General features: G+C 30.8%; 33 protein-coding genes. 30 read left to right on the forward strand and 3 right to left on the reverse strand.

Annotation, left to right across the window (positions count from 1 at the left end; all coding sequences use genetic code 11):
* Window positions 1–51: 51 nt before the first annotated feature.
* Together Q0783_RS10960 and Q0783_RS10965 are read left to right on the forward strand one after the other, a co-directional pair.
* The gene (locus tag Q0783_RS10960; protein ID WP_298759526.1) at window positions 52–627 is read left to right on the forward strand and encodes a Crp/Fnr family transcriptional regulator; all 576 of its coding nucleotides are present in this window, start codon (window positions 52–54) and stop codon (window positions 625–627) included.
* Between the two features lie 73 nt (window positions 628–700).
* The gene (locus tag Q0783_RS10965; protein ID WP_298895101.1) at window positions 701–1,411 is read left to right on the forward strand and encodes a hypothetical protein; all 711 of its coding nucleotides are present in this window, start codon (window positions 701–703) and stop codon (window positions 1,409–1,411) included.
* Window positions 1,412–1,539: 128 nt separating this feature from the next.
* Here the strand turns inward: Q0783_RS10965 and Q0783_RS10970 are convergent, their stop codons facing one another.
* On the reverse strand, window positions 1,540–2,148 hold the full coding sequence (locus Q0783_RS10970; protein ID WP_298895103.1) for a TetR/AcrR family transcriptional regulator: 609 nt from the start codon (window positions 2,146–2,148) through the stop codon (window positions 1,540–1,542).
* 71 nt (window positions 2,149–2,219) lie between these two features.
* Between Q0783_RS10970 and Q0783_RS10975 the strand changes: the two genes are divergently transcribed.
* The 7 genes from Q0783_RS10975 to Q0783_RS11005 all read left to right on the forward strand — a co-directional run bounded on the left by Q0783_RS10975 (window position 2,220) and on the right by Q0783_RS11005 (window position 8,595).
* A complete protein-coding gene (locus tag Q0783_RS10975) occupies window positions 2,220–3,083 on the forward strand; it encodes an alpha/beta hydrolase (RefSeq protein WP_298895106.1) in 864 nt (287 codons plus the stop codon).
* Window positions 3,084–3,340: 257 nt separating this feature from the next.
* Entirely contained in the window at window positions 3,341–4,360 is a 1,020-nt protein-coding gene (locus Q0783_RS10980) for a hypothetical protein (protein ID WP_298895108.1), read from the forward strand.
* A gap of 239 nt (window positions 4,361–4,599) precedes the next feature.
* Window positions 4,600–5,226 (forward strand): hypothetical protein, encoded by a 627-nt coding sequence (locus Q0783_RS10985; RefSeq protein ID WP_298895110.1) that lies wholly within the window; start codon window positions 4,600–4,602, stop codon window positions 5,224–5,226.
* Window positions 5,227–5,320: 94 nt separating this feature from the next.
* Window positions 5,321–5,857 (forward strand): helix-turn-helix transcriptional regulator, encoded by a 537-nt coding sequence (locus tag Q0783_RS10990; protein WP_298895112.1) that lies wholly within the window; start codon window positions 5,321–5,323, stop codon window positions 5,855–5,857.
* A gap of 112 nt (window positions 5,858–5,969) precedes the next feature.
* Window positions 5,970–7,424 (forward strand): serine hydrolase, encoded by a 1,455-nt coding sequence (locus Q0783_RS10995; RefSeq protein ID WP_298895114.1) that lies wholly within the window; start codon window positions 5,970–5,972, stop codon window positions 7,422–7,424.
* Between the two features lie 181 nt (window positions 7,425–7,605).
* Window positions 7,606–8,103: a hypothetical protein gene (locus Q0783_RS11000; RefSeq protein WP_298895116.1), complete on the forward strand. Its 498-nt coding sequence runs from the start codon at window positions 7,606–7,608 to the stop codon at window positions 8,101–8,103.
* 138 nt (window positions 8,104–8,241) lie between these two features.
* Window positions 8,242–8,595 carry a hypothetical protein gene (locus Q0783_RS11005; protein WP_298895118.1) on the forward strand — a complete coding sequence of 118 codons (354 nt, stop codon included), beginning with the start codon at window positions 8,242–8,244 and terminating at the stop codon, window positions 8,593–8,595.
* 63 nt (window positions 8,596–8,658) lie between these two features.
* Here the strand turns inward: Q0783_RS11005 and Q0783_RS11010 are convergent, their stop codons facing one another.
* Window positions 8,659–8,925 carry a hypothetical protein gene (locus Q0783_RS11010; protein WP_298895120.1) on the reverse strand — a complete coding sequence of 89 codons (267 nt, stop codon included), beginning with the start codon at window positions 8,923–8,925 and terminating at the stop codon, window positions 8,659–8,661.
* A 281-nt stretch (window positions 8,926–9,206) separates the two neighbouring features.
* On the opposite strand from Q0783_RS11010, the gene Q0783_RS11015 reads away from it, so the two are divergent.
* The 3 genes from Q0783_RS11015 (at window position 9,207) to Q0783_RS11025 (ending at window position 11,817) form a co-directional block, all read left to right on the forward strand.
* Complete coding sequence (locus Q0783_RS11015) at window positions 9,207–9,962, forward strand: DUF6882 domain-containing protein (protein WP_298895122.1); 756 nt, start codon at window positions 9,207–9,209, stop codon at window positions 9,960–9,962.
* Window positions 9,963–10,053: 91 nt separating this feature from the next.
* Complete coding sequence (locus Q0783_RS11020; protein WP_298895125.1) at window positions 10,054–10,548, forward strand: hypothetical protein; 495 nt, start codon at window positions 10,054–10,056, stop codon at window positions 10,546–10,548.
* Window positions 10,549–10,797: 249 nt separating this feature from the next.
* On the forward strand, window positions 10,798–11,817 hold the full coding sequence (locus Q0783_RS11025; protein ID WP_298895127.1) for a serine hydrolase domain-containing protein: 1,020 nt from the start codon (window positions 10,798–10,800) through the stop codon (window positions 11,815–11,817).
* Between the two features lie 134 nt (window positions 11,818–11,951).
* Here the strand turns inward: Q0783_RS11025 and Q0783_RS11030 are convergent, their stop codons facing one another.
* Window positions 11,952–12,332, reverse strand: coding sequence for a transcriptional repressor (locus Q0783_RS11030; protein WP_298895129.1), 381 nt, complete (start codon window positions 12,330–12,332; stop codon window positions 11,952–11,954).
* A 189-nt stretch (window positions 12,333–12,521) separates the two neighbouring features.
* Here Q0783_RS11030 and Q0783_RS11035 point away from each other — a divergent pair, with 189 nt between their 5' ends.
* From Q0783_RS11035 to Q0783_RS11120, 18 genes are all read left to right on the forward strand, one after another.
* Window positions 12,522–13,430: an NAD(P)/FAD-dependent oxidoreductase gene (locus Q0783_RS11035; RefSeq protein ID WP_298895469.1), complete on the forward strand. Its 909-nt coding sequence runs from the start codon at window positions 12,522–12,524 to the stop codon at window positions 13,428–13,430.
* Between the two features lie 10 nt (window positions 13,431–13,440).
* Window positions 13,441–13,713 (forward strand): hypothetical protein, encoded by a 273-nt coding sequence (locus Q0783_RS11040; RefSeq protein WP_298895131.1) that lies wholly within the window; start codon window positions 13,441–13,443, stop codon window positions 13,711–13,713.
* A 175-nt stretch (window positions 13,714–13,888) separates the two neighbouring features.
* A complete protein-coding gene (locus Q0783_RS11045) occupies window positions 13,889–14,452 on the forward strand; it encodes a hypothetical protein (RefSeq protein WP_298895133.1) in 564 nt (187 codons plus the stop codon).
* A gap of 407 nt (window positions 14,453–14,859) precedes the next feature.
* Window positions 14,860–15,483, forward strand: coding sequence for a DUF1062 domain-containing protein (locus tag Q0783_RS11050; protein ID WP_298895135.1), 624 nt, complete (start codon window positions 14,860–14,862; stop codon window positions 15,481–15,483).
* Window positions 15,484–15,598: 115 nt separating this feature from the next.
* On the forward strand, window positions 15,599–16,210 hold the full coding sequence (locus Q0783_RS11055; protein ID WP_298895137.1) for a hypothetical protein: 612 nt from the start codon (window positions 15,599–15,601) through the stop codon (window positions 16,208–16,210).
* 13 nt (window positions 16,211–16,223) lie between these two features.
* Window positions 16,224–16,673: a GNAT family N-acetyltransferase gene (locus Q0783_RS11060; protein WP_298895139.1), complete on the forward strand. Its 450-nt coding sequence runs from the start codon at window positions 16,224–16,226 to the stop codon at window positions 16,671–16,673.
* A 69-nt stretch (window positions 16,674–16,742) separates the two neighbouring features.
* Window positions 16,743–18,068 carry a leucine-rich repeat domain-containing protein gene (locus Q0783_RS11065; RefSeq protein ID WP_298895141.1) on the forward strand — a complete coding sequence of 442 codons (1,326 nt, stop codon included), beginning with the start codon at window positions 16,743–16,745 and terminating at the stop codon, window positions 18,066–18,068.
* 149 nt (window positions 18,069–18,217) lie between these two features.
* Window positions 18,218–18,373 carry a hypothetical protein gene (locus Q0783_RS11070; protein ID WP_298895143.1) on the forward strand — a complete coding sequence of 52 codons (156 nt, stop codon included), beginning with the start codon at window positions 18,218–18,220 and terminating at the stop codon, window positions 18,371–18,373.
* A gap of 63 nt (window positions 18,374–18,436) precedes the next feature.
* Complete coding sequence (gene hisS, locus Q0783_RS11075; protein ID WP_298895145.1) at window positions 18,437–19,678, forward strand: histidine--tRNA ligase; 1,242 nt, start codon at window positions 18,437–18,439, stop codon at window positions 19,676–19,678.
* A 26-nt stretch (window positions 19,679–19,704) separates the two neighbouring features.
* Window positions 19,705–20,130 carry an AraC family transcriptional regulator gene (locus Q0783_RS11080; RefSeq protein WP_298895147.1) on the forward strand — a complete coding sequence of 142 codons (426 nt, stop codon included), beginning with the start codon at window positions 19,705–19,707 and terminating at the stop codon, window positions 20,128–20,130.
* A gap of 62 nt (window positions 20,131–20,192) precedes the next feature.
* Window positions 20,193–20,609, forward strand: a complete 417-nt coding sequence (locus Q0783_RS11085) for a VOC family protein (RefSeq protein ID WP_298895149.1) — start codon at window positions 20,193–20,195, stop codon at window positions 20,607–20,609.
* On the forward strand, window positions 20,606–20,941 hold the full coding sequence (locus tag Q0783_RS11090; protein ID WP_298895151.1) for a hypothetical protein: 336 nt from the start codon (window positions 20,606–20,608) through the stop codon (window positions 20,939–20,941). Before Q0783_RS11085 ends, Q0783_RS11090 begins: the two co-directional genes overlap by 4 nt.
* Before the next feature lie 5 nt (window positions 20,942–20,946).
* On the forward strand, window positions 20,947–21,393 hold the full coding sequence (locus tag Q0783_RS11095) for an SRPBCC family protein (protein ID WP_298895153.1): 447 nt from the start codon (window positions 20,947–20,949) through the stop codon (window positions 21,391–21,393).
* 147 nt (window positions 21,394–21,540) lie between these two features.
* A complete protein-coding gene (locus tag Q0783_RS11100; RefSeq protein ID WP_298895155.1) occupies window positions 21,541–22,002 on the forward strand; it encodes a VOC family protein in 462 nt (153 codons plus the stop codon).
* Window positions 22,003–22,129: 127 nt separating this feature from the next.
* Window positions 22,130–22,618, forward strand: coding sequence for a hypothetical protein (locus Q0783_RS11105; protein WP_298895157.1), 489 nt, complete (start codon window positions 22,130–22,132; stop codon window positions 22,616–22,618).
* Window positions 22,611–23,186 carry a helix-turn-helix domain-containing protein gene (locus Q0783_RS11110; RefSeq protein ID WP_298895159.1) on the forward strand — a complete coding sequence of 192 codons (576 nt, stop codon included), beginning with the start codon at window positions 22,611–22,613 and terminating at the stop codon, window positions 23,184–23,186. Before Q0783_RS11105 ends, Q0783_RS11110 begins: the two co-directional genes overlap by 8 nt.
* Before the next feature lie 158 nt (window positions 23,187–23,344).
* Window positions 23,345–23,758 (forward strand): DUF1801 domain-containing protein, encoded by a 414-nt coding sequence (locus Q0783_RS11115; protein ID WP_298895160.1) that lies wholly within the window; start codon window positions 23,345–23,347, stop codon window positions 23,756–23,758.
* A 69-nt stretch (window positions 23,759–23,827) separates the two neighbouring features.
* Complete coding sequence (locus Q0783_RS11120; protein WP_298895162.1) at window positions 23,828–24,964, forward strand: alkaline phosphatase; 1,137 nt, start codon at window positions 23,828–23,830, stop codon at window positions 24,962–24,964.
* Window positions 24,965–24,984 lie beyond the last annotated feature (20 nt).

A 24,984-nucleotide genomic window follows, 5' to 3' on the forward strand; every position in this document is an offset into this window, starting at 1 on the left:
AAAAACGCGTATATTTATCTCCATATAACTAGTTAGCTGCAATATGACAAAATGAACAATAGAGAGTCGTTATTAAACTTCATTTTAAGTGTCGTCAAAATTTCAAAAGATGATGCTCACCAAATTGCAAACACATTTCATTCTATTGAAATAAAGGAAAAAGACTATTTACTTAGAGAAAAGGAAGTAAGTGATGATTACTTCTACTTGGAAAGTGGATTAATGCGGACTTTTCTCTACAACTTGGAAGGTGAAGAAATTACGATTGATTTCTTTACAGAAGACAACATTGTATTTGAGATTACTTCATTCTTTAATCGAATTCATTCAGAAGCATATATTCAGGCTATCACAAAATGTAAAGGATTTAGAATTTCATACGAAGAATTAAATACTCTATTTCATAATAAACCTGCATTCAGAGATTTTGGAAGAGCCATTTTGGTAAAAAAATTTATTGCTTCTCAAAACAGAAATTATGGGATGATAAATCGAACAGCAAAAGAGAGATATCAGAACCTTTTGAGCACAAAACCCCAAATACTACAATATGCACCATTAAAGTACGTTGCTTCTTATTTAGGTGTTACTGATAGCACTTTGAGTAGGTTGCGAAAAAAAATGTAAATTTTTATTTCTTGCCTTTTGTCAAGTAGATATAAATTTCACTTACTGAACTTTGCATTAAAGTTTAATAAATATGGGCGAAATTTCTACTTCAATTGTAATATTTTTCATTTTCACAACCATACTTACTTTGTTTTGTTTTTATCAAACCAATAAAAGTAAGAAGCAACTTTTAAGTATCTCCATTTGGATGGTTGTAGTCGGAATCTTGGGATATTTAGGGTTTTACCAAATTCAAAATACTATACCACCAAGATTTGTTTTTCTCTTGGTTCCTAGCATCCTTTTCGTTATTATCCATTTTTTCCTTACAAGAAACAATACTATTAGCAATGAACAGAATTTAAAATGGTTGACTTTATTACATACGATAAGAGTTCCTGTTGAAATAGTATTGTACTATGTTTTCATAGCAGGATTAATACCTGATTTAATGACTTTTGAGGGCTATAACTATGATATTCTATGTGGTATTTCAGCACCAATAATTTACTATACTGTGTTTGTCAAAAAATGGATTGGAAAAAAGGGACTTCTAATATGGAATTTCATTTGTTTAGGATTGTTAGTTAATATTTTGACTATAGCTATTTTGAGTGCTCAAACCCCAATTCAGCAATTAGCATTTGACCAACCCAATATTGGTGTAACTTACTTTCCTTTTGTTTGGCTACCAGCAGTAATTGTACCTATTGTTCTTTATTCGCATTTAGTGAGTATAAAAATATTGCTGGAATTTAGAAATAATAATACTGCAGCTAACAACGTGTATAATCAATGCTAACCTTTTTATTCATAGAAAAAATACTATCTTTAACTAACTGATTTGCTACGACTGATTATCCTGCGGATTCTCTGCCGCACAAATCATACACGAACACGTTGTGAACCATTTGTCTGCCTTCGGAAAGATCACTCTAAATGGGATCTGTATTGTTTCATTCCTTCAGCTGACAAATATGGAAAAATTAAATTGTTTACATAAACTACATATTTGGTTTTTAAACCTTTATAAAAAAAATCATTAGGATTAAGGTTAATAAAGAAAAACGTTCGCATTGCACCACTTAAATCCATTAAATAATCTAAATCGTTATCGGTTAACTCGTCCCTCAATACCCCTTGAATTTTTAATTGTTTTAAAATTTGTAAATATCTTTTTTTTCTAGAACTATTATCTTGTTCTATCATTAATGACAAATCAGAATAACTTCTCTTAATTTCAATAAAATCAACATAAAAAAATAAATATTTTATTGAGATTTCAAAAGTGATTTTTGGCGCATCTAATATGCCTATTAATAAATTATTATAATCAAACGTATTTATAATTTCCCCAGTTTCTTTCAGCATATCTTCATATAAACAAAGAATTAATTGATTCTTTGTTTTAAAGTGATATGTAACATTACCATAACTAATTGAAAGTTCTTTAGCAACCTCTCTTAAAGTAACATTTTTAAAGCCTTTACTATTAAAAAGCTCTCTTGATGTATTTTTAATCTTGTCTTTAGTTTTCATTATTTTACAAAATAGGCTATTTGGACTAATTTTAATATATTTTAAATACCTTTGTATTAAATTATATTAATATGGCATCAATATACAAGAATAGTAAAGCAAAAACAGATTTAATGGATCTGTACGATGAAAAATTAAAAGCTTTACAAATAGATTATACAAACATAGATGTTAACACAAAATTTGGAAAAACTAGAATTGTCAAAACAGGAAAGACTAATGGTAAAAAAATTGTAATATTTCACGGTTACAATGCTGGTGCACCAATTACATTAGAAGCTATTAAAGATATATTAGATAAGTATTGTTTTTATGTTATTGAAACAATAGGACAAGCTACTAAAAGTGAAGAAACAATAATCAATATTAAAGATGACTCTTTTGCGCTTTGGGCGAATGAGGTATTGGAAAAATTAGAAATACAAAAAGTAAATGTAATTGGTATATCTTATGGAGCATTTATAGTTGAAAAACTTATGGTCTACAATCCAGAACGTATTGATAAATGTGTTTTGGTAGTACCAAGCGGTATTGTAAATGGAAATATTTGGGAATCTACAAAAAAACTGACTTTTCCATTAATCAGATGGAATATCACTAAAAAGGAAAAACATTTAAAATCCTTTTTAAGTGCATTTGCTCATATTGAAGATGAGTTTTTATATAAAATGTTGAGTTTAATAATGAAAGGTGTAAAATTAGATACAAGAATACCTAAATTATTAAAATCTAAAGAAGTTGAAAATTTTACAGCTCCTGTATATGTGATTGCTGCTAAAGATGATGTCTATTTTCCTGGAGAAAAAATTGCTGCAAGAAGTAAAGAATTGTTTTTAAATTTAAAAGAAGTTCATCTTTTAGAAAACTCAAAACATATGCCCTCTAAAAATACATACCCAATTATTCAACAAAAGTTAATGGAATGGATTAACTAAACATATTGAATTGGACACATAAAATCGATTTGCAACAACGTGTATAATTCATTGCTAGTCCTCACCTACTTAGAAATTCCTGCGGATTTTCCTACTGGTTAGTTTTCTTTTATTAACTTAGTTCCAACCAACGCTACAACTATTAAAGCTAGTAGATTTTTGTTTGGCATTTAAGTAAAATGACATTAACAAAAACGAACTAGGGAAAGTAATTACTAAAGATAAACCATACACGAACACGTTAAGTGCAATAAAACATGAAACAAATCATTATTTTCATATTGACTTTAGCATCCCTAAATTGTTTCTCTCAAAATTCGCTAAGTGATACAATAAGTATTGTTAATGATTTTAATAATGATAATATTTCTGATTCATTAACGATTTATACTTTTAGAAAAACAACAAAATCAATAAAAGTTTATAATAGTTTAACGAAACAATCCTTCACTATTGGTGGTAGAGGCAGCTATAATTGGTCTAAAGCAAACTTTCTTGAAATCATACCACTGCCAGAAGAACTTGTAATTCCGGCAAATGAAATTTTACTAGATACTATTATTCAATACCTATTGCCTAATTTCTCAGAACCCGACCCTTCATTAGATTGGTTAATTGCTGGATACCAAAATAAAGTTATTGATACAACAGATAATCTTTTTTCTATGACTTTAACCTGTCCCATTTCTAAACACGATACTTTTAGTTATCCTGAAGCATCATTCAAGATAATTTCTAAAGATACCTTACCTGTTTTTTGGGATAGAGTTTGTAGTGAAAACTACATTAAGTATAAACACGGAATTCTTGTCTATTATGGGCAAAATCATCGCTCAAGAGACTTTGAGTTTCAAACTGATACAATATCAAATAATTATGAAATATTTTCTACTTCTCACGGAATACTTGCTAAGAAAGAGCAAAAATATTCTTGGCTATTTATTACCGACGGTACCTTGACAGGAGGTCCAGAAAAATTGAGATGGAAATCAATAATTAAAATCAAGTATTTTAATAATCACATCATACTACATCAGGTTAGTGGCATAGGAAATTATAATAAAATTTTTATTATTAACCCTGAAAATGGAAAAATTGGTCTGCTTAGAATTGAAGATGAATACTTTTGCTTTAACTCGCCTAAATGTTTTGACTTTGAGGTTAAAGAGTCTAAACTTATAATTAATTCAAGGAGAACTCAAGAGTGTTACTATGATAAAGGAGATATTGAAACATTATCATTTGACATGAAACTAATAATAGAGAAATTAAAATAACAACACTTAACAACCTATATAATTAATTACTTGTTCTCGTCTACTTACGAAAATCCTACAGATTTTCCTCTGGTTCGTTTTCTTTTGCTAATTTAGTTGCTAGCCAACGTAACGAAACCATACACGTATACGTTGTGTGTCATTTAAGACAGTGTAACTCGACGAAAATTATAGTTCACTCATTTTGACTTTTTTGATTACTAATATTAAAAAACATTTGAGAAACTAAAGCGATAAAAATGAAATTACTTGTAGCAATATTACTTCTGACTTTTTCAATTGATTGCAAACCTCAAAGCAACACTGAAAAAATTAAAACTGAAAAAAGTGCTGAATTAAAACCACCTTTTAAAAATCAAGGAGAACAAGAAAATTATTGGGCTCAAGAACTATTCAAAAAAGAGTATAAAAAACTCTCTTATGAGTTGTATCAGAATGAAATCAAAGAAAAAGTAGGTACTGAATTTATTTATGGCAATAAATCTTTCAACATTTATGGAGTAAATGAAACTTTAAAACTGATATTTAAAAAAGGGATTTTATATCCTCAACTAATTAGCGGATTTACAACTGAAAAACGCAAATCGGAAAAGGAACTTGATTCTCTATCTCCTACCGAAAGATACTTCTACGAAATGAATAGAGGAGATAATCTAACTATAACGAATTTAGAAGAACTTAATTTTCTTTCTGACTCACCGAAAATTAAACGATTTCGATTTTGGTTAGGTAGGCCAAAGTCAGCTAATCCACAAGTTTATATATTTGAATTGTCTAATGAAACTGCTGATAAAAATACTGAACTGAAAGATTTTATTAAGAATTGTAAATTGACCTTTTTAAAAGAAGGTTGGTTAATAATCTAAGTAAAAACGACCTAGGTAAAATAATCACCGAAGGTAAACCATTCACAAACACGTTGGCAATAATTTCACAGAATTGGCGCCAAATCAAGTACAGATGAATATTAAAACCATAAGAGAGAAAAAACATTTAACTCAAGAAGAACTTGCTGAACAATCTGGGCTTTCTATACGAACCATACAACGTATAGAAGCTGGTCAAAAGCCAAAAGGACATACAGCAAAAGTACTTGCTAAAACCCTTGGTTTAGATTTGTCTTCTTTAAACAAACCAGAAAAACTAACAGAGACTGTTAATTATTCACTGGTTAAACGCATAAATCTCTCTACTGCATTTGTCTGCTTCATTCCATTGTTGAACATCATTTTACCATTAGCTCTAACCTATCATTACAAACAAAACAATAACTTAACAAAAGGCATTGTTACCCTACAAATTTTATGGAGTATTGTTTCTACTTTAATATTCTTCATCTCAGGATTTCTCAAATTAACCTTTGATTTGCATCATCAAACGACACTTTGGGTCGCCATTATTTTGATAGTAATAAACCTTGTAATGATACTTATCAATTCGGCAAATATTGATAAGCATAAAGAGCTGTACTTCAAGTTAAGATACAACCTTATCTAACTGTTTTTTAATGACTTACTACTACTGTCGTGTTATTGTCAGGAGATTGACGGGATAGTTCTCTAGATATAACTTTTGTCTTTTTAGAATTTTGCCTAAAATAATTTAGACAATGAAACTAACACAAATTTTTACTATCCTCTTCTTCATTTCAATAAGTAGTATTGCAATTACTCAAAATCAGAATCAATCATCAACACTTTATTCTAGAATAGACAATTATTTGGAGTCTGCAGTTAAGAACGGGTTTACAGGAGCTATAACCGTTATAAAAAATGAAAGCATTGTTATTAATAAAGGATATGGGATAGCCAACAAAAATACCCAAACACAAAATAATCCTAATACTATTTTTGATATTGGTTCAAATACAAAACAGTTTACGGCAACAGCTATTTTAAAGTTGATTGAAATGGGTAAAATAAATGAAAACAACCCATTATCACTGTTTTTCAAAAACCTTCCAGTAGATAAGCAAAATATCACTATTCACCAGTTATTAACTCATACATCTGGCTTTGTTGATACCATAGGAAATGATTTTGACGAAATCACTTCAAAACAATTTTTCGACACCCTTTTTGCAAGTAAATTACTGTTTAGTCCTGGAGAAAAGTATGAATATTCTAATGTAGGCTATAGTGTCTTAGGTAAGATTATCGAATTAGCTTCTGGACTTGAATATGAAGTCTTTTTATCCCAGAACTTGTTTATTCCAGCAGGAATGAAACAAACGGGCTACTTATTACCAAAATGGAATACTAAAGAAATCTCACGAAGTTACAATCGGGGAATTCTAGAAAGTGAATCACCTATTTTAAAGTATAAAAAAAATGGTACTATTAGTTGGCATTTAAAAGCTAATGGAGGCATTAATTCTACACAAAATGATATGATTCTCTGGTACAATGCCCTAAAATCTAATACAATTATATCAATAGAGTCGTTTGAAAAAATGACTACAGCTTATGCCGATTATCCCAACGGCACATTAAGCTACGGCTATGGTTGGACAATAAGGTTTCTAGAGGGTGATGTTAAACGAATAGCTCATAATGGGTCTAATGGTGCATATTCACACTCGTTAATTTGGTTCCCAAAAAAGGATATCTATATTGTCTATGCTACAAATGCAAATAGTGAAAAGGTAGAATATATTGCATATGCAATTGCAAAAATGTTATTGGATGAGACTTATATTCCAAAACCAGTTGAGAACAATGTTTATGCCTATGCGGTTAACTATATGGTAAAAAACGATATTAGCAAAACAGAAGAACTCATTACTTTACTAAAAGAAAAATATCCTGACAATTTTACAAGTTCCAGGCTTTTAAATTCAATTGGAAATATTTTATTAATGATTGATAAACATAAAGATTGGGTTATAGCATTGTTTAAAAAAAATGTTCAACTTTATCCTAATGACGGAAACCTATGGGATTCTTTGGGTGATGGTTATAAAGCAAATAACCAAAAAGAAGATGCTATAAAAAGTTATCAAAAAGCTATTGAATTAGGATACGAAGGTTCTCAAAAAAAAATAAATGAACTAATAAAGAACTAAAACTATTACCAACAACTCGTATAGTTAATGGCTTATTTTGTGTTTACTCGAACACGAGCGTAACGAACTGGCGCTAGCAAAATCCTACGGATACTCCTCTGGTTCGTTTTCTTTTACTAATTTAGTGCTAACCAACACAAAAAGCCATACACAAACACGTTAGCTACAAGCGAAGAAAAAAATGAGCGAAAATCAAAATCCGAAAAAATTTTTACTAATCAAGCTGATTCTTTTGGTTGTTCTGATTTGGGGACTGTCTGCAGTCTTGATTATAGTATTTCTATCTGAATGGTCTGATAGAGGAACTTTTGGAGATCTATTTGGAGCTGTAAACGCTTTATTTTCCGCTCTTGCATTTGCTGTTTTAATTTATACAATAGTCCTTCAACGAGAAGAAATAAAACAAAATCGTGAAGAAATTGTTTTGAATAGGAAAGAACTTGAAAAAAGCGGAAAATTACAACGGAAAGCTCAAGAAGTCTTAATACGTCAGGTAGAACAAACCCAATTGAGTGCTAAAATGAATGCTATGAGAACTCTTGTTGATTATTATAACAACCAGATATCCAATCCAAAAAGCACGGAAGAAATTGTAGAAAAAGCAAAGCAAAAAAGAAAACAAATCATTTTACAAATTGACCAATTGATTGACGGATTAAATGACTCTGATGTGGAATAAAACCAGCAACTAACTACGTGTATAGTTCATTGCTAGTACTTGCCTACATAAGAAAATCCTCACGGAGTTTCTTTTCGGTTTGTATTTGCTAAATTAGTTACTTAAAACATGTAACAAACCATATATAAATACGTTGTTATGAATATTCTAAAAATCATTACTGCTATATGCAGTCTGCTTTTTTTCATGGTTGGATTCGATAAGTTTATTCCATTTATAGAACCACCTTGCTCTTTGATAGATAATATCTCTGCAACTCTTTGGAAAGTGCTTGGAACCTTACAAATAGCAGCTGGTATTCTTATTTGGTTTTCTAAGCTAAGAAGATATGTAGCAGGATTCTTAGTAATTATTTTATTATTCTTTACAATTTATCATCTCAAAGAGAACACTTACGACATTGGTGGTTCTACTTTTATGGCAGTTTTGTTAGGAATATTAGTATGGAATCCAGCGTTTTTACAAGGAAAAAAAGGAATAGACTTTGAATGATTGCATTTAAATTTCACAATATTAGATTGAATATAGCCAGCAACTAACAACGTGTATAATTAATTATTCTCTTTCTCTACTTCTTTTAAAAGCTTTAGGCGCTTCCCTAGCCGCATCTTTTGCCAATCTAGTTAAAGGGTCAAAATCTGGATCTATGTCACAATCTTCATCTCCTTCAGAATTATCCTCTGAAGAACTTGTAACGGCTCCCCATAATCCAAAAGTTAAAGCGTTTAAAGCTTTATCAGTACCACGTCTAATAGATCTTCCAAGCATATCATCGTTAGTTCTATAAGCATTCTCTTCGTCTTCTTTTGATGCAAAACCCATAATAAAATGATTTAAATTAATACCTCTTAAAAATACAAAATATATTTAACTTATGCAACTGATTATCAGTACTATACATCTGTATTATAATTATTTAAAAACGGCACCCAACAACGCGTATAGTCAATTGCTTGTTCCGTGTATATTCGAACACTAGCGTAGCGAACTGACATTAGCAAAATCCTTATCCTTCTTTTTTTTCTCTGGTTCATTTTCTATTTACTAACTTAGTGATATCGCAACGGCATCATACACAAATACGTTAGCCATAATTATTACGAATGAAAAATTACGATGAATTTTCTAATATTGAATTTGAAAAATTGTGCGAATCTCAAGACGCTTTTAAATCAGAATATGATTTGGACTCATATTCCAACTGGTTTTATGATCAAGAATCTGAGCTGTTAAGACTATACAATAGTGATGAAGATGAAATATTCTTTAAATATGTACCAGTTGGGACTTATTCGCTGAAATCCAATACTTGGATGTGGAGCTGGGAAAATGAGCATTCAATTGAAAAAAGTAAAAACGAAACTTTACAGGTAAAGTCATTTGGAGAAATCCATAAGTATCAAAAACTCACAAAAGGATTAATAGAATGTGATAAAGACGAGTGCTGGGAATTCGTTGCAATTGCTAAAAAATTTATAAATAGCTTGGGAGTATACTGTACTAATTCAAAGGATTTATTGACCTATAAATTGTTGACCCATGAATATTCAGAAACAGATTCAACCGCAGTAAAAAAAATGAAACAAAGAACTGTGGATTGTGGAAATCATGGCTTTAAAAGGCCTGCTTTTGTATGTCAACATTTAAATTTAAAAAAAGCTAATGGCTTTGAAGAATCTTTTACAACCTATAGAGGAATGGAATTGGATGAAGAAGATGATTTCGCGGCTTGGTGTAATGAATGTGAAAAAGTAAGAGTTGAAAAAGATGGTTGGAATGAAGAATCTGAAAAATTCGCAAAAATTAAATTAGTGTGTGAAGAGTGCTACTTTGAATTAAAGGAATTTAATGAAAAATAAAACTATGGCTAACAACGTGTATAATTAATTGCTCCTGAATTTCCTCAACTAATCATACACAAATACGTTGGTATTAATTAAATTAAAAGTCATGAAAAAATTAGCTTTTACACTTTGTATGTTGTTTTCCATTTGGAGCTGTGATTCAAATAAAACTGAATTAACAATCGATCATAGTTCAGACTTAAAAAAAATAAATAAAACTATTAAGGATTGGGATATTGCCTGGGAAACCAAGGATTTGAATTTAGCCATTAAACATTATACAGATGAAACAGATTGGACTAATGCATTTGGAGCAAGGGTTCAATCTAAGGAAAAATTGAAAGATTTACTTAATAGAATTTTCAACATGGATTTTGTTATGTCTGGTGAAAATAATTATGGAGAAAACGAAATTACCTTTGTAAATGATAGTATTGCAACAGTAAGGTCTCAAAACATAAGGAAAAATCAAAAGTGGCCTGATGGGTCTATAATGGAAGACAGAATAATTAATCATTTACGAGTATATCAAAAGTTAAATGATAATTGGTTCATTACTGATCATATGATAAGCCAAGCTTGGCCTAGAGAATCAAATTAACGAAACACCAATAACGTGTATATCCAATCGCTGGTTTTGTGTGCATTAGGAATATAATCACCGAAACTAAACCATACTCGAACACGTTGTAACCAATTTTGAGTAAATCTTTAACTATTAAACAAAATGAACAACTCATCAAGAATATTCAACAATTCAGAAGTTTATAATTTCTATCCTTAATATATAAATGGAATTTTGCGTGTGGCATTTACAGAAACTCTACTGTACTTAAAAGCAAATAACATTATGAAAAAAAAGATACTTAGAATAGTATTACTTGTAGGAACTTTAATTTCCTTATTCTTCGTACCATGGATTTTGGTATGGGCATGGATTTTACCACTGCCAAACACTATTCAAGAACAAGTAGATGAAGCTATTGGTCATGGGTTTGATGGAATGATTGTCTATGTGGACGAAGCAGGAAAACCGCCAGCATTTTACACAGGTGGTTGGAAAGACCGAGAAAACAAAATACCTGCAGATCCAAAATCACTATTCAAAATCGCAAGCATTAGTAAGTTATATACAGCTGTTTCAATTACAAAACTGGCTAAAGACAATCATTTATCTTTAGATAAAACACTAGCCTATTACCTTCCAGAACTTGTAGGCAGAATTGAAAATGTAGAAAAAATCACCTTAAAATTAATGGTACAGCATCGTAGTGGTATTCCAAATTTTACAGATAATCCTGCGTATTGGGAGAATGAACAGGAAAATGGAAAAAACGCACTTGAATTTGCTCTCGATTTATCAGCAAGTTTTGAGCCTGATAAAAGCTATGAATATTCAAACACCAATTATTTGTTGCTTCGCAAAATTATAGATAAGGTTCTAGGCTATAGTCATGAACAGTACATCAAGGAAAACATATTACGTCCTCTCCAACTGAACAATACGTTTTTTTCTCTCAAAGAAGTAAACATAGACGATGTTATGAGTGGGTATTATGTTGGAATTGAGCAAGATTTTAAGACCAATGAAAATGGAATGTTAGCTACAGCAGAAGATGTTGGACTATTCTTGCGCGCACTAAACGATGGCTCTGTATTTAATGAAGGTGAAAAGGAAATATATTCGTCTATTTACGAATACGAACACGGTGGTCTGGTTCCTGGATATCAGAGTCTTGCAGAGTACCACGAAGATATTGATGCCGTTGTTGTACAATTTATAAACACAACAGATTTTAATGGATACGAATGGAATTTATCAGAGATAACTATTAATCGTATTGTAAAGATAATTAAGAGAAAAAAATAAACATTATATGAAAGTTTTAGTAGTAGGTGCAAGTAGTGCAACCGGAAATTAGATTAATTCTAATAGTTATCAAAAAAGCAGACTACAATAAACGTGTATAGATCATTGCTTAGTTTGTGTGTATTTAGTCTTAGCTAAGAATTAACACAGTCTTTACATATTCCTGTAAGAACACAATTAACCTTTTCTACTTTGTAATCATTTGATATCGAAAAATGGACAGGCTCGGGTAAACATTCTATAGTTTCACATTTCTCACAACGAAAATGAAAGTGGTGTAAAGGTTTTTGCTTCTTGTCACATTCTACACAAAGAGCGAAATATTGTCTTCCATCGTCAGCAACAATTCTATGTAAAACACCATCTTCACAATAACGATTTAAAACTCTATAAATAGTAGCTCTATTAATGTCAACACCAATTTCCTTTTCAATAGCACCTTGACTCATTGCCTTACCTGTTGAATGTAAAACAGACAGTACTGCATCTTTTGTAGCTGTATTTCTTCTTCTCATTACAAAAATCATTATTGCGATATTGTTGCAATAATACAAAATATTTATATATTTGCAAAAAATATTAATGCGACCAAGTTGCATTAATTTAAAATTATGACAAGAAGAGAATTAATAAAAAAAGGAAGCATGACTGCATTAGCAATTACTCTTCCTATTTCAATAACAAGTTTTAATAAATACACTCACATGAATACATCTAAAAATTTTGAAGTAATTATTATAGGAGGAAGTTATTCGGGTTTATCAGCTGCCATGGCACTTGGACGTTCATTAAGAAAAGTTCTGATCATAGATAGTAGCTTACCTTGTAACAGACAAACACCACAATCACATAACTTTATCACTCAAGATGGCGCTACACCCATCGAAATTTCACAAAAAGCAAAATCACAAACTTTAAAATATGATACTATAAGTTTTATTGAAGATACGGCTGTTAAAGGAAAAAAAATAAATGATACTTTTCAAATTATCACTGCATCTGGAAAAGAATTTATTACCAAAAAATTAATTTTTGCAACCGGAATTAAAGACATAATGCCAGCAATTAAAGGATTCTCAGATTGTTGGGGTATTTCCGTTGTACATTGCCCATATTGTCATGGTTACGAAATAAAAAATAAGAAAACAGGAATTATTGCGAACGGAGATACTGCTTTTCACTTAGCCCCTTTGGTAAAAAACCTCACTTCTAATCTTAGCATATTAACTAGAGGGAAAGCTGAATTTAATACAGAACAAATTGCAAAACTGAATAAGAACAAGATTAAGATTATTGAAAAAGAAATAACAGAAATAGAACATGAGAATGGACATATTAAGAACGTAATTTTTAAAGACAATAGTAAAGAATCTTTTGAAGCTACTTATGCTTCCGTCCCTTTTAAACAGCATTCTGACATTCCCAAATTACTAGGCTGTGAGCTTGACGAACAAGGATACATTCAAGTAGACATGACATACAAAACTACTATTGAAGGTGTATATGCTTGTGGAGACAATTGCTCAAAAATACGTTCAGTATCTAATGCAGTTGCATCTGGAAATATGGCAGGAGCTATAATAAACATGGAACTTACTAAAGAACAATTTTAGACAAAAAATTATGATTGAAGTATTCATTACAAATGTTAAAACCCAAATTCAAGTAGAAAAAGTGTCAAAAAAGATTGGGGAAAGATTTCCAGATTTGAATATTGATTTTGATATGGATGAAACTAATTTGCCTTATCCAATAGGACATACAGTATTGCGAATAGAAGGAGAAAGTTTTGATCCAAACAAAATTATATTGATAGCCATAAAATTAAAACTCCTATGTGAAATCATGGAAGATAGTATATCGATAAAAACTACACACAACAAGGTGTGTAATTAATAGTGTTTAATGAAGATTCGGGGAATTCTGGCAAATTTCCGCACTCTTCGTTCTTTTTTACTAACTTAATGCTTCAACACTACTAATCATACAAAAACACGTCTTACTACATTTTCGAAAACGGTATAATTCTTGATAAATTCTACAATATTTTAATTATACAAAACAAAGCCAGATGAAAAGAATTTTACTCACTTTAACTTTTTGCGGACTAACTTTAATCGCAAAATCACAAAATGCAAGTGTCGAACAATCAACATATGGGATACAAACTGGATTTTTAGGAATTTGGGCTCATAACGAAACGAAATTATCAAATTCAATTGCATTACGTTCTGAAATTGGTTTAGACAGCGGAATTTGGGGAGGTGATTTCTATGACGGAACGGGATTTTTAATGACACCTGTAATTACTCTCGAACCTAGGCTATATTATAATTTGAATAAAAGAGTTAACAAATCAAGGAGAATTGATGGAAACAGCGGGAATTTCATTTCATTAAAAACAAGTTATCATCCAGATTGGTTTGTGATTTCAAATACTGATAATGTTAATGTAATAAGTGATATTTCTATAATTCCCACTTGGGGAATAAGAAGAAATATTGGAAAACATTTCACCTATGAAACTGGAATTGGAATTGGGTACAGATATATCTTTGCAAAACAAGCCGGATTTCTTGAAAATGAAAGTGAAACAACTGTGAACCTACATTTGCGAATTGGATATCGATTTTAACGAAAATACGTTTACTATAAAAATGCAGAATCTAACATTGTATCTAACTCATTGCTTAGTATGCTTTTACTCAGTTACATCGACTGCCATTGTATAAAAGCAATTAAAATCAGGATATTTCCTACTAAATAGAAAAATAGTATTTTTGTTATTGTATTCAACATATAACATTTTGAGAAACACTCTTAAATTTATATTAGCTTAAAATTAACCTTAGAAACCACAGGTTAATAACTTTTTTATTCGAGTAATCTTCTACTCGAATCGGTTTTCCATTTAATTATTCTTTGTCGTCTTGCTATAAAAAGCAATCACGCATACTTTTTGGTTTTGACAATTCAATTTCGAAAAAGCAATGATTAAATGGTCTATAAAATCAAAAAAAATGTTAGGCAGATTTATAAATTGTGAGAAACGAATATACCTGGGAAATAAAAGCGACAAGCACTCCCCTATTAATAAAAAAATGCAGTCATTGTCATAATGATAGATTTTATTGCAGCGAAAAATTTAGATTAAATGCTCAAAAGAAAAATATAGATGTATGGTTGATTTACAGATGTAAAAAATGTGATAATACAATTAATATGACAATATTTTCTAGAATCAAAACAAGTTCAATAAATAAAAAGTTACACAAACAACTTTCTGAAAACCAGATCCAAGCAGCTTGGAAATATGCATTTTCTTATGACATAAAACAAAAAAATAATATAGAACTAGATTTTAAAAGTGTTGAATATAAAATACTCCACGATAACATAACCTTGGAGAATATATTAAGTTCAGACATCGAAATCATCACTTTTAAGATTAAATATCCTTTTGATTTTAATCTTAAACTATCATCCGTTATTCGGGCTTGTTTAAACATATCATCAAAACAATTGGAAAGATTAATTGAGTTGGAAGTCATTTCAATTCAAGAAAAATATTTACAGAAAAAACATAAAGTAAAAAATGAAAGTATTATAAAAATAGAAGTAAGAAAACTGAAACATAATATGGAATCTAAAAAACTAAATAATTAATAGTGTTTATTGATGGTACACAGATTTCTATCAAAATCCAATCACTCTTCATTCCATTTTTGCTAACTTAGTTCTCGAACATCATAAACCATGTACGAACACGTTAGGTACAATCATGAATATCTTCCATAAATACGTAGCACTAATTTCACTGACCTTATTAGTTTCGTGTAATGATTTTAATGAGATTCCTTTAAAATCTAATATTGATATTCAGATAGATGGTCTTTTGAAAGAAAAAGATTGGGAGGATTCCAAAATTATTACTGTGACGCCTTCAACTACATTATTTTATATTGAAGATGAAGTCAATCTATTTATAGGAATTAGAAACACTGATAGCATTAATAGATATATTGACTTGTATATAAATAACGATTCAATTGGAACAATTAATTTACACGCATCAATGCAACTTGGCGAAAGGGTATTAGGTGATCACTGGAATGATACCATTCCAACTTGGGATTGGGGCAATAACAAAGATTGGATTTCAAATAATGTTGAAATAGTAAATCACAATGAAAATATGTCTTTCAAAGAAAGCATAGTGCCTTATGAAGGGTTTGAATTCAAAATTTCAAAACGAAAAATTAAGAGTAAAAAAAATCGAATTCGAATTGAAATTAAAGATTTTTTAGGAGAGGCACAGGATATTGTGTATCCTTCAGATTCTGAAAGGAATACTAAAGAGAATTGGAACCCTATACTATTAAAAATCAAATGATCAATGAAAAGTAATGAATGATATCAATATTGTAAATAGAGAATTGACCTCTGAAGAAATTGAACTTGTCAATTCTGGGTTTGATGACCTTTCAATAGAAGAAGGTATAGACATAGAAAGTACTGAAAGAATAAGCTTTGTGGCATTGAAAGACAACAGACTTATTGGTTGTTCTTCTGGTTTAGCGCATAAAAATGGAGAGACCTATTCTGGTTGGTTCTACCTGACCGATCTGTTTGTTGAGAAGGAATATCGCGATCAAGGCTTAGGGTCTAACCTTCTAAAAGAATTAGAAAAGAAAATAAGAGCATTAGGAGCTCAAAACATTTGGCTCTGGACCTCAGGAGCATCTACATTAAGATTCTACGACAGACATGGTTACAAGCCATTCACAGAAATGGAAAATTGGTATTCTGACGGAAGCAGTCGAATTGGTCTCAGAAAAAAAATAATAGAATTATAATACAACCATTACTCGAACGCATTGGCACTAATTTTGTAACAGACACCACAAATTCAATAACCAACATAAATGAAATATATACTATCATTTCTAATCGCTTTCTCAAGCATTACAATTCACGCTCAAGAAAGTAGATATTTCAAATCAATTGATGAAGCCTTAGAAAACCCAGAACAAGTTTATAATTTAACAATCAGTTGGAAAAAATTAACCGAATTCCCTGATGAGATTATTAAGTTCAAAAACCTAACGTTTTTAAATCTTTCAAGAAATAAGATTGCTACTATTCCTGATTGGATTGGACAATTAGAAAACTTAGAAGTTTTGATTTTAAAGAATAATGAGATCTATGAGATTCCTGAAACTATTGGCAATTTATCTAAGTTAAAAGACCTAAATATAAGTGACAATGATTTAGATTATTTGCCTCAAAATCTAAAAAAGCTTAGTAATCTTACGTCATTATATGCTAGTAATAATAATTTAGATAGGTTCCCACAATCCATACTAGAGCTAGTTAATTTAGAATACTTATCCTTAGATGGGAATTCAATAAGTGAGATGCCTTCTCAAATAGAAAACTTAAATAGATTGCATGAATTAAGGTTAGAAAAAAACGAACTTCTTGCTTTGCCTAAAGAAATTGGCCTCCTAAATAATCTAAAACAATTATGGCTAGGATCTAATAAATTGGAACAACTTCCAATGGAAATTGGAACCCTTTCAGAACTTGAAGAATTGTATTTAGGCTCAAACAAGCTAGCAACAATTCCTGAGAATTTAGGTGAACTTACTAAGCTTCAAATGCTAGATTTATACGACAATAGTTTAACCACCTTACCGGAGTCTATTGGCAAGCTGGATAATTTAGTTTTTTTAAATCTTGTTAGAAATTATGAGTTCTCTCATTTTCCAAATAGTATAGGTGATTTGAAATCAATTAAAGATTTAAGACTAACCAACAGTAAAAAAATCACCTCCATTCCTAATTCATTTTCTAAACTTCAAACCTTAGAAAGTTTAGCTCTTGGATGGTGTGAAAATTTAGGATTTCCAGAAATCATTTTAAGCTTAGAATCTCTTGAATTTTTGGAATTAAGTAGTAATAACATACTTGAAATTCCTAAAAAAATTGAGAATTTAAAGCGATTAAAGCAGCTGTTATTAAATAACAATAACATAGCCTCAATTGATATTGTTTGTGAGCTCAAGACTCTTAAAACACTTGAATTAGAGGGGAATTCATTAAAGTCAATCCCAAATTGTATAGTTAGTCTTGAACGATTAAGAAGACTAAACTTAGCATGGAATAACATTCGTAAAAAAGATATCAAAACATACAAATCTTTATTGCAGGAATCTATCAATGAATTAAGTATTGATTCTCAAAATTAAACTAATGTTTAGAATGGCTAAAAGCTGTACCAAAAGGACTAGTTGGAACTGAATTATAGTACAATAGAAAGGAATTAAATCAATGGGCTTTAGAATTACTAGAGGAAGATGATGCCGAAATATTCCTAACCGAAAAAGATGTTGTTTTTATGATGCATCAAGGTTATATGTTTTGGTATTTTAAAGCAGATGGAACTAAAAATCCAAATGTGTATTGTTACAGAGAAAGGAGTTTAAAACCAAACCTAGTGACCGATTTAAAAACTTTTCTATCTGAATATCCAAACGAGAAAAAAGATAATTAAATTTGTAGCTCAAAAAGACAAAATAAATAGAACGTGATAATAAATAGTAATCCTGTCAAGGGAATGAGAGATTTATCTCCTAAAGAAGTTGAATTAAGAAGCTATGTGATACATCAAATCCTAAAGGTGTATAAAAAATATGGATTTAATCAAATTGAAACACCTTGTACCGAAAACATCGAATTATTAAGTAGTGGTGATGGAGGTGATAACGAAAAAATGCTTTTTAAGATTCTTAAGAGAGGTGAAAAACTAAAAATTTCAAACGATCAATCAGAAAATGATTTGGTCGATCTTGGTTTGAGATATGACTTGACAGTTCCGCTTTGTAGGTTTTTTGCAAATAAGAGATCAAAGTTACCTAAAGAATTTAAAGTCATACAAACTGGAAGTGTTTGGAGAGCAGAACGCCCTCAAAAAGGAAGATATCGACAGTTCACGCAATGTGATATTGATGTAATTGGTCTTAATAGTATACTTGCCGAAATCGAATTAATTTTAGCAACTTCAGAAGCTTTATTGGAAATTGGATTCTCTAATTTTAAAGTTCGTATCAATGATAGACGAATTTTAGAATCTCTTGCAAAACAATCTGGATTTGAAAGTGCAGACTTTACTAAAGTATTTATCATCTTAGATAAAATAGACAAAATTGGTCTTGAAGGTGTAAGACTAGAATTAGAAAAATCAAATTTTTCTAATAATTGTATCAATTCTTTTATGGCTATCGTAACCGAAGCTACAAAATCAGGTATAACAGTAGATAGTTTAAAAACTATGCTACCTAACATATCACAAGAGGTATTAGATGATTTATCTAAGGTCATTGACACTGTAAAATTACAAGCTGATGATAAGTACAAAATAGTTTTAGACTTGTCACTTGTTCGAGGAATGGGTTATTATACAGGTCAAATTTTCGAGATTGAAGCCGATGGCTTTGGGTCTTCTATCGCTGGTGGTGGTAGATATGATAGGATGATTGGAAAATTTCTTAAAGGAAATGAAGATATACCTGCTTGCGGATTTTCAATTGGTTTTGAAAGAGTAATCGCTATTTTAGAAGACCAAAACTTTAAAGTACCAAGTACAAAAAATAAGACTGCAATTCTATATAATCGCAACGATGATTATAATCTGCTTTGCTCTTCTGCTCAACAATTAAGAACACAAGGTAATCATGTGTCATTAGAACTGAAAAATAAAAATCTGAAAAAACAGCTTGACAATCTTAAAGAACATGGTTTTAATAGCTTTGCGTTTTTTGAGAATCAAATTGAATTAGTTGTAAAGGAGTTAAACTAAATAAGAGCCATTTACCATTAGAAAAAATGAACACCGTTTCCATTCCAAGAATTTATGTTTACAGACAAATTATAGAAGCGAAGTTGTTTATAGATGCTAATTTTCATGAAAAAATTAATCTTGAGCTAATAGCAAATCAGGCCTGTTTTTCTAAATTTCATTTTCACAGGTTATTTAAAGAATGTTACAATAAAACACCTCTTGAATACCTAACTTATTTAAGACTTAATAAAGCAAAAACGCTTTTATCTAAAGAAATTTCTATACAAGAAGTTTGCAGTTCTGTTGGTTTTGAAAGTACAAGTTCATTTATTAAATTATTCAAGAAAAATGAACTCATGACACCATTGGAGTTTTCGAAAATAAGAACAATTAAAAGAAAACAGATAGAACAAAACCCTTTAAACTTCATTCCAACCGATTATGCTCAATATTTGGGATGGAAAATCTGAAAAGCAAGATTCGACAATTCAAAACCAAGTAAAGTCATTTACTTTGATTTAAATAAGTACATATGATTAGCAAACTTTCCCATAGTAGTATTTTTGTCCTTGATCAAAAAAGAGCACGTGATTTTTATGTCAACAAATTAGGTTTTAATGTTGTAATGGACGTGTCTGTTGGTGATAAAGGAAGTTGGTTAACGGTTCGACCTCAAAATCAAAAAGAGCTAGAAATAACCTTAATTCCTATTAATACAGGTTTAATGTTTGTAGGAGAAATTGCCTCCCAACTCACACAATTGGTTGAAAAAGGAGCATTTGGATTTGGGATTTTCGAATGCACAGATATTTATGCGACTTACACAGAATTAAAACAGAAAGGAGTTGAGTTTATAAAAGAACCAAAACCTGGAGTATCTGGTATAGAAGCAATGTTTAAAGATGACTCAGGAAATTGGTTTTCACTAGTACAAAAAATTAAAGAATGAAAGACGCTCAAAAGCAATATGATTCATTAATTGAGTCCAATCCAAAAATTGAAAGAAAAGGAAAAACAATGCCTTATACCTCTGTAAATGGGCATATGTTCTCTTTTTTATCCAAAGAGGGTAAAATGGGATTAAGACTTTCTACAAATGACAGAGAGGATTTTATTCAAACATTTGATACCGAACTAATGGTACAACACGGAAGAGTAATGAAAGAATATGTTGCGGTTCCTAGCTCCTTGCTTAATGATCTTGAAAACTTATCAAAATACTTAGAGAAAAGCTTCAATTATACGTCTAGTCTAAAACCAAAACCAACAAAAAAGAAATAGTACTTATGAAATATACTTGTCGTATAGAAATAGACTTACCTATTGATAAAGTTGTTGAACTTTGGAGTGATGAGCACTATTTCAAAGAATGGCAAGATGGCTTTCAGAGCATTAAACATTTAAGTGGAACACCAAATACTAATGGGGCTAAATCTAAAATTACGATTAATGCAAAACAAAAAATAGAACTTATTGAAACCATTATTTCATCCAATCTACCAAAGGAAAAAATTGCATTGTATGAGCATATCCATATGACAAATACTCAAACATCTCGTTTTAAGGACATAGGAAATAACAAAACAATATACACTTCAGATGTCGAGTACATAAAGTTCAACGGGTTTATGATTAAGCTAATGGCTAAGTTATTTCCAAATAAATTCAAACAACAAAGTCAAAAGTGGATGAACCAATTCAAAGAATTCGCTGAAGGGACTAAAACTCAATAAAGCATATAATAGTACCAATTACCTGTTTTATTTGTATGCAAAATCACAATAGGTTTTCCTCTGGGTCGTTTTCTTTTACTACCTTAGACATGGCCAATGCAACTTCGCATCTAGACCATTATTATGTCTTAAAAAAACCATGATTTTATGATAAAAGGACTCTATGAAACACATTTATTTGTTGAGGATCTTGAACGCTCGATTGAGTTTTATTCAAAAACACTCGGATTGAAACAATGCCGTTATGGAGCAGAACGAAGAACAGCCTTTTTTTGGATTGGAGAAGATAAGCAGTTTATGCTCGGCTTATGGGAAAAACCAAAAGAAGACATTGATATTCGTCATTTTGCTTTCGAATGTGAGCCAGAATGGATTTTAAATGAATCGGTCGTGTTTTTAAAATCTCGGAATTTAAAATGTTGGAATTTTTTAGACAATGAAAAAGAAAAACCAATGGTGTTTTGTTGGATGCCAGCAATATCTATATATTTTAGCGACCCAGACGGCCATGAGCTCGAATTTATTGGAATTTTACCTGGAACACCTAAATCTGATGAAGAAAAAAGAGTGGTCACTTATGAGCAATGGCTTAAAATAAAGGATGAATAAAAAACACCATTAAATAGGTAAATGCTACGTTGCGCATAGATGACGCAATGATGTCATAACCATGACGTCATCAATGTCGGAGTAACCGAATTACTTTTGCTTTATATAATTAAACATTTAGGTATTGATGATAAAGCAAAAAAAAATCACAACTCAAAAAACATTATTTCAAGAAGTGCTTTACCTGGTGAAAACACCAATTATAATTGCTCTTTTCTTGACACCAATTCGCTATACTCTTGAACTAATGGGTATTCCTGAAAATTACATTTTCATTATTGGCTTACTATGGCTAACGATTGGAGTTTCCATATATTGGTCTATGAAATTTCATAATAAAAAGCGATTCTTATTACTACTGTTATTAAGCTTAATTGTGTATTCTCCAATATCAAGATTTCCTGTTGCATTAGCTTGGTGGATTGATACGAAATGGGAATTAGGAACCCATTACGGACTATATTTCGACAATTTCGGACAAGTAGCATTGAATCAAATAATCTACGGCTCACTCATTCAAATAATACCTGGGTTTTTGGTGGGTTCTATTACCTTTGCTATAATGAGACAAAAACAGGTTTTAAAACTGAAAAACAATACTATAAAAAATGGATAAGAACCAATTAGCCAAAAGAATAAAAGAATTAAGAAGCCAAAAAGGAATGTCTCAAGAGTTTCTTGCAGAAGAATCAGGCTTAAGCTTAAGAACTGTTCAGAGGATTGAAAATGGCGAATCAAATCCAACTGGTGAGTCTCTTAAAAGATTATCAGACGCATTAAACGTAAACCTTGATGAGTTGATTGATTGGGCGATAATTGAAGACAATAAATATTTAAACTACCTCAATCTCTCTGCCTTAACTTTTCTGTTCTTTCCATTGCTAGGAATTTTAGTTCCTTTTATTCTTTGGACATCGAAAAAAGGTAAGATTAAAAACATCAACACATTAGGGAAAGATTTAATCAATTTTGAAATTACATGGACAATACTTCTATTTTTCATTCCCTTAGTAGTGTTTATCATATCAAAAATCGGACTTGTAGAACATATTACTCTAAGCACATTTTTTATTATTATTAGCCTTTTATATGTTATTAATTTGATTTCAATAGTGCTAAACACGATTCGAATTAGTAATGAAAAGGACGTGATTTATAGGCCTCAAATTAGATTCTTAAAATAAATGCCTGTCTCCACCATATTTAAAATTTATACTTACCTCCTACCAAATTTTAAATTTATATCTTTAAACAACTGATTTTCTTTGAATGAAAATTCTACGGATTTTAATTCGTACAAACCATACATAAACACGTCGACAATAACTGAAACCGAAAACTTATGGCTGGACTCGCAACTAAAGAAACTAATAAAGATGTATCCCTTTTTATTAATAATATAGAAAGTGAACCTAAAAAAGAAGATGCAAAAAAGTTATTATCCATAATGGAAGACATAACAGGTAGTAAACCAAAAATTTGGGGAGATAACTTTATTATCGGATTTGGTAACTATAAGTATAGAAGAAAGAATGGTAAAGAAGAATTCGAATGGTTTAATGTAGGCTTTGCACCTAGAAAAACTAAATTCACAGTGTATCTAACTCTTGACATTAACGATCATGAGGATTTGTTAAAAAAACTAGGTAAATGTAAATGGGGAAAAGGATGTTTGTATATCAACAAGTTAAAGGATGTAAACCTAGAGGTTTTGAAACAACTAATAACCAGAAGTAAAGATGCAAAGTGGCATTAATTAGTAAAACAAAATAACACCTACCAACTACATGTATGAATACATTTACAACAATTAAAACATAAACTCATGACGCATAAAAGCATAATTTATCTGGTTCTATCACTACTATTATTTAACTGTAAAACACATGACGTAGTTAAAAAAGAAATACCATCTAAGGCAAAAAATGTGATTCTGTTAATTGGTGATGGCACAGGATTGTCGCAAATATCCTCGGCATTTTATTTTAAGGAAACCAGTCCAAATTATGCACGTTTTAAAACGATCGGACTTATTAAAACCTCGTCGTCGAGGCAAGATATAACCGACTCTGCTGCAGGTGCTACAGCTTTTGCTTCTGGAGTAAAGACCTACAATGGTGCTATTGGTGTAGCCGATGACTCTACCGAAGTAGAGACTTTGGTAGAAATTGTATCACCTCAAAATATTAAAACAGGAGTTATTTCTACCTCATCTATACAACATGCAACGCCTGCAAGTTTCTATGCTCATGCTATAAATAGAGGACTTTATGAAGATATTGCGGCAGACATGGTCGCATCTGATATTGATTTTTTTGCTGGAGGTGGTACGAGGTTTTTTAATCAACGAAAAGATGGTAAAAATTTATTGGAGGATTTGAAAACAAAAGGGTTTGGTATAAACACAACAGCTTTGGATGACTTTGCAAGAATTAAAGATTATTCGAAAATGGCGTATTTATTAGCAACAACTCACATGGATTCTATAGGTGGCAATGGACGTGGTGATTTCTTACCTAAAGCCACCGAATTAGGGATACAATTTCTTAGTAAGGATGCAGATCATCCTAACTTTTTTATTATGATAGAAGGGTCTCAAATAGATTGGGGAGGTCATGCTAATGATGCAAACTATCTTATCGCAGAGCTTATTGATTTCGACAATGCTATTGGTAAGGCTCTCGATTTTGCTGAGAAAGATGGTAATACCTTGGTAATAGTAACAGCCGATCATGAAACTGGAGGCTTTACCTTATCGGCCTCTACTAAAACAAGAGAAGATGGCAGCACCTATAGTGATTACAGCGAGGTGGCTGGGACGTTTTCTACAAAAGGGCATTCAGCCGCATTAATTCCGGTATTTGCTTATGGTCCTGGTGCTGAGGAATTCGCTGGTATTTATGAAAACACAGAAATTTTTCATAAGATTTTGGAAGCCACTAATTGGAGTAATAAGAATTAATTTTCAGTTTGCGATATACT

Origin of the sequence: uncultured Psychroserpens sp. (assembly GCF_947500255.1) — a bacterium.
Lineage (GTDB): Bacteria > Bacteroidota > Bacteroidia > Flavobacteriales > Flavobacteriaceae > Psychroserpens.

Coding starts and splice junctions, on each gene's coding strand:
- Q0783_RS10960 (WP_298759526.1), top strand. CDS start 52: ATGAACAATAGAGAGTCGTTATTAAACTTCATTTTAAGTGTCGTCAAA.
- Q0783_RS10965 (WP_298895101.1), top strand. CDS start 701: ATGGGCGAAATTTCTACTTCAATTGTAATATTTTTCATTTTCACAACC.
- Q0783_RS10970 (WP_298895103.1), bottom strand. CDS start 2,148: ATGAAAACTAAAGACAAGATTAAAAATACATCAAGAGAGCTTTTTAAT.
- Q0783_RS10975 (WP_298895106.1), top strand. CDS start 2,220: ATGGCATCAATATACAAGAATAGTAAAGCAAAAACAGATTTAATGGAT.
- Q0783_RS10980 (WP_298895108.1), top strand. CDS start 3,341: ATGAAACAAATCATTATTTTCATATTGACTTTAGCATCCCTAAATTGT.
- Q0783_RS10985 (WP_298895110.1), top strand. CDS start 4,600: ATGAAATTACTTGTAGCAATATTACTTCTGACTTTTTCAATTGATTGC.
- Q0783_RS10990 (WP_298895112.1), top strand. CDS start 5,321: ATGAATATTAAAACCATAAGAGAGAAAAAACATTTAACTCAAGAAGAA.
- Q0783_RS10995 (WP_298895114.1), top strand. CDS start 5,970: ATGAAACTAACACAAATTTTTACTATCCTCTTCTTCATTTCAATAAGT.
- Q0783_RS11000 (WP_298895116.1), top strand. CDS start 7,606: ATGAGCGAAAATCAAAATCCGAAAAAATTTTTACTAATCAAGCTGATT.
- Q0783_RS11005 (WP_298895118.1), top strand. CDS start 8,242: ATGAATATTCTAAAAATCATTACTGCTATATGCAGTCTGCTTTTTTTC.
- Q0783_RS11010 (WP_298895120.1), bottom strand. CDS start 8,925: ATGGGTTTTGCATCAAAAGAAGACGAAGAGAATGCTTATAGAACTAAC.
- Q0783_RS11015 (WP_298895122.1), top strand. CDS start 9,207: ATGAAAAATTACGATGAATTTTCTAATATTGAATTTGAAAAATTGTGC.
- Q0783_RS11020 (WP_298895125.1), top strand. CDS start 10,054: ATGAAAAAATTAGCTTTTACACTTTGTATGTTGTTTTCCATTTGGAGC.
- Q0783_RS11025 (WP_298895127.1), top strand. CDS start 10,798: ATGAAAAAAAAGATACTTAGAATAGTATTACTTGTAGGAACTTTAATT.
- Q0783_RS11030 (WP_298895129.1), bottom strand. CDS start 12,332: ATGAGAAGAAGAAATACAGCTACAAAAGATGCAGTACTGTCTGTTTTA.
- Q0783_RS11035 (WP_298895469.1), top strand. CDS start 12,522: ATGAATACATCTAAAAATTTTGAAGTAATTATTATAGGAGGAAGTTAT.
- Q0783_RS11040 (WP_298895131.1), top strand. CDS start 13,441: ATGATTGAAGTATTCATTACAAATGTTAAAACCCAAATTCAAGTAGAA.
- Q0783_RS11045 (WP_298895133.1), top strand. CDS start 13,889: ATGAAAAGAATTTTACTCACTTTAACTTTTTGCGGACTAACTTTAATC.
- Q0783_RS11055 (WP_298895137.1), top strand. CDS start 15,599: ATGAATATCTTCCATAAATACGTAGCACTAATTTCACTGACCTTATTA.
- Q0783_RS11060 (WP_298895139.1), top strand. CDS start 16,224: ATGAATGATATCAATATTGTAAATAGAGAATTGACCTCTGAAGAAATT.
- Q0783_RS11065 (WP_298895141.1), top strand. CDS start 16,743: ATGAAATATATACTATCATTTCTAATCGCTTTCTCAAGCATTACAATT.
- Q0783_RS11070 (WP_298895143.1), top strand. CDS start 18,218: ATGATGCATCAAGGTTATATGTTTTGGTATTTTAAAGCAGATGGAACT.
- hisS (WP_298895145.1), top strand. CDS start 18,437: ATGAGAGATTTATCTCCTAAAGAAGTTGAATTAAGAAGCTATGTGATA.
- Q0783_RS11080 (WP_298895147.1), top strand. CDS start 19,705: ATGAACACCGTTTCCATTCCAAGAATTTATGTTTACAGACAAATTATA.
- Q0783_RS11085 (WP_298895149.1), top strand. CDS start 20,193: ATGATTAGCAAACTTTCCCATAGTAGTATTTTTGTCCTTGATCAAAAA.
- Q0783_RS11090 (WP_298895151.1), top strand. CDS start 20,606: ATGAAAGACGCTCAAAAGCAATATGATTCATTAATTGAGTCCAATCCA.
- Q0783_RS11095 (WP_298895153.1), top strand. CDS start 20,947: ATGAAATATACTTGTCGTATAGAAATAGACTTACCTATTGATAAAGTT.
- Q0783_RS11100 (WP_298895155.1), top strand. CDS start 21,541: ATGATAAAAGGACTCTATGAAACACATTTATTTGTTGAGGATCTTGAA.
- Q0783_RS11105 (WP_298895157.1), top strand. CDS start 22,130: ATGATAAAGCAAAAAAAAATCACAACTCAAAAAACATTATTTCAAGAA.
- Q0783_RS11110 (WP_298895159.1), top strand. CDS start 22,611: ATGGATAAGAACCAATTAGCCAAAAGAATAAAAGAATTAAGAAGCCAA.
- Q0783_RS11115 (WP_298895160.1), top strand. CDS start 23,345: ATGGCTGGACTCGCAACTAAAGAAACTAATAAAGATGTATCCCTTTTT.
- Q0783_RS11120 (WP_298895162.1), top strand. CDS start 23,828: ATGACGCATAAAAGCATAATTTATCTGGTTCTATCACTACTATTATTT.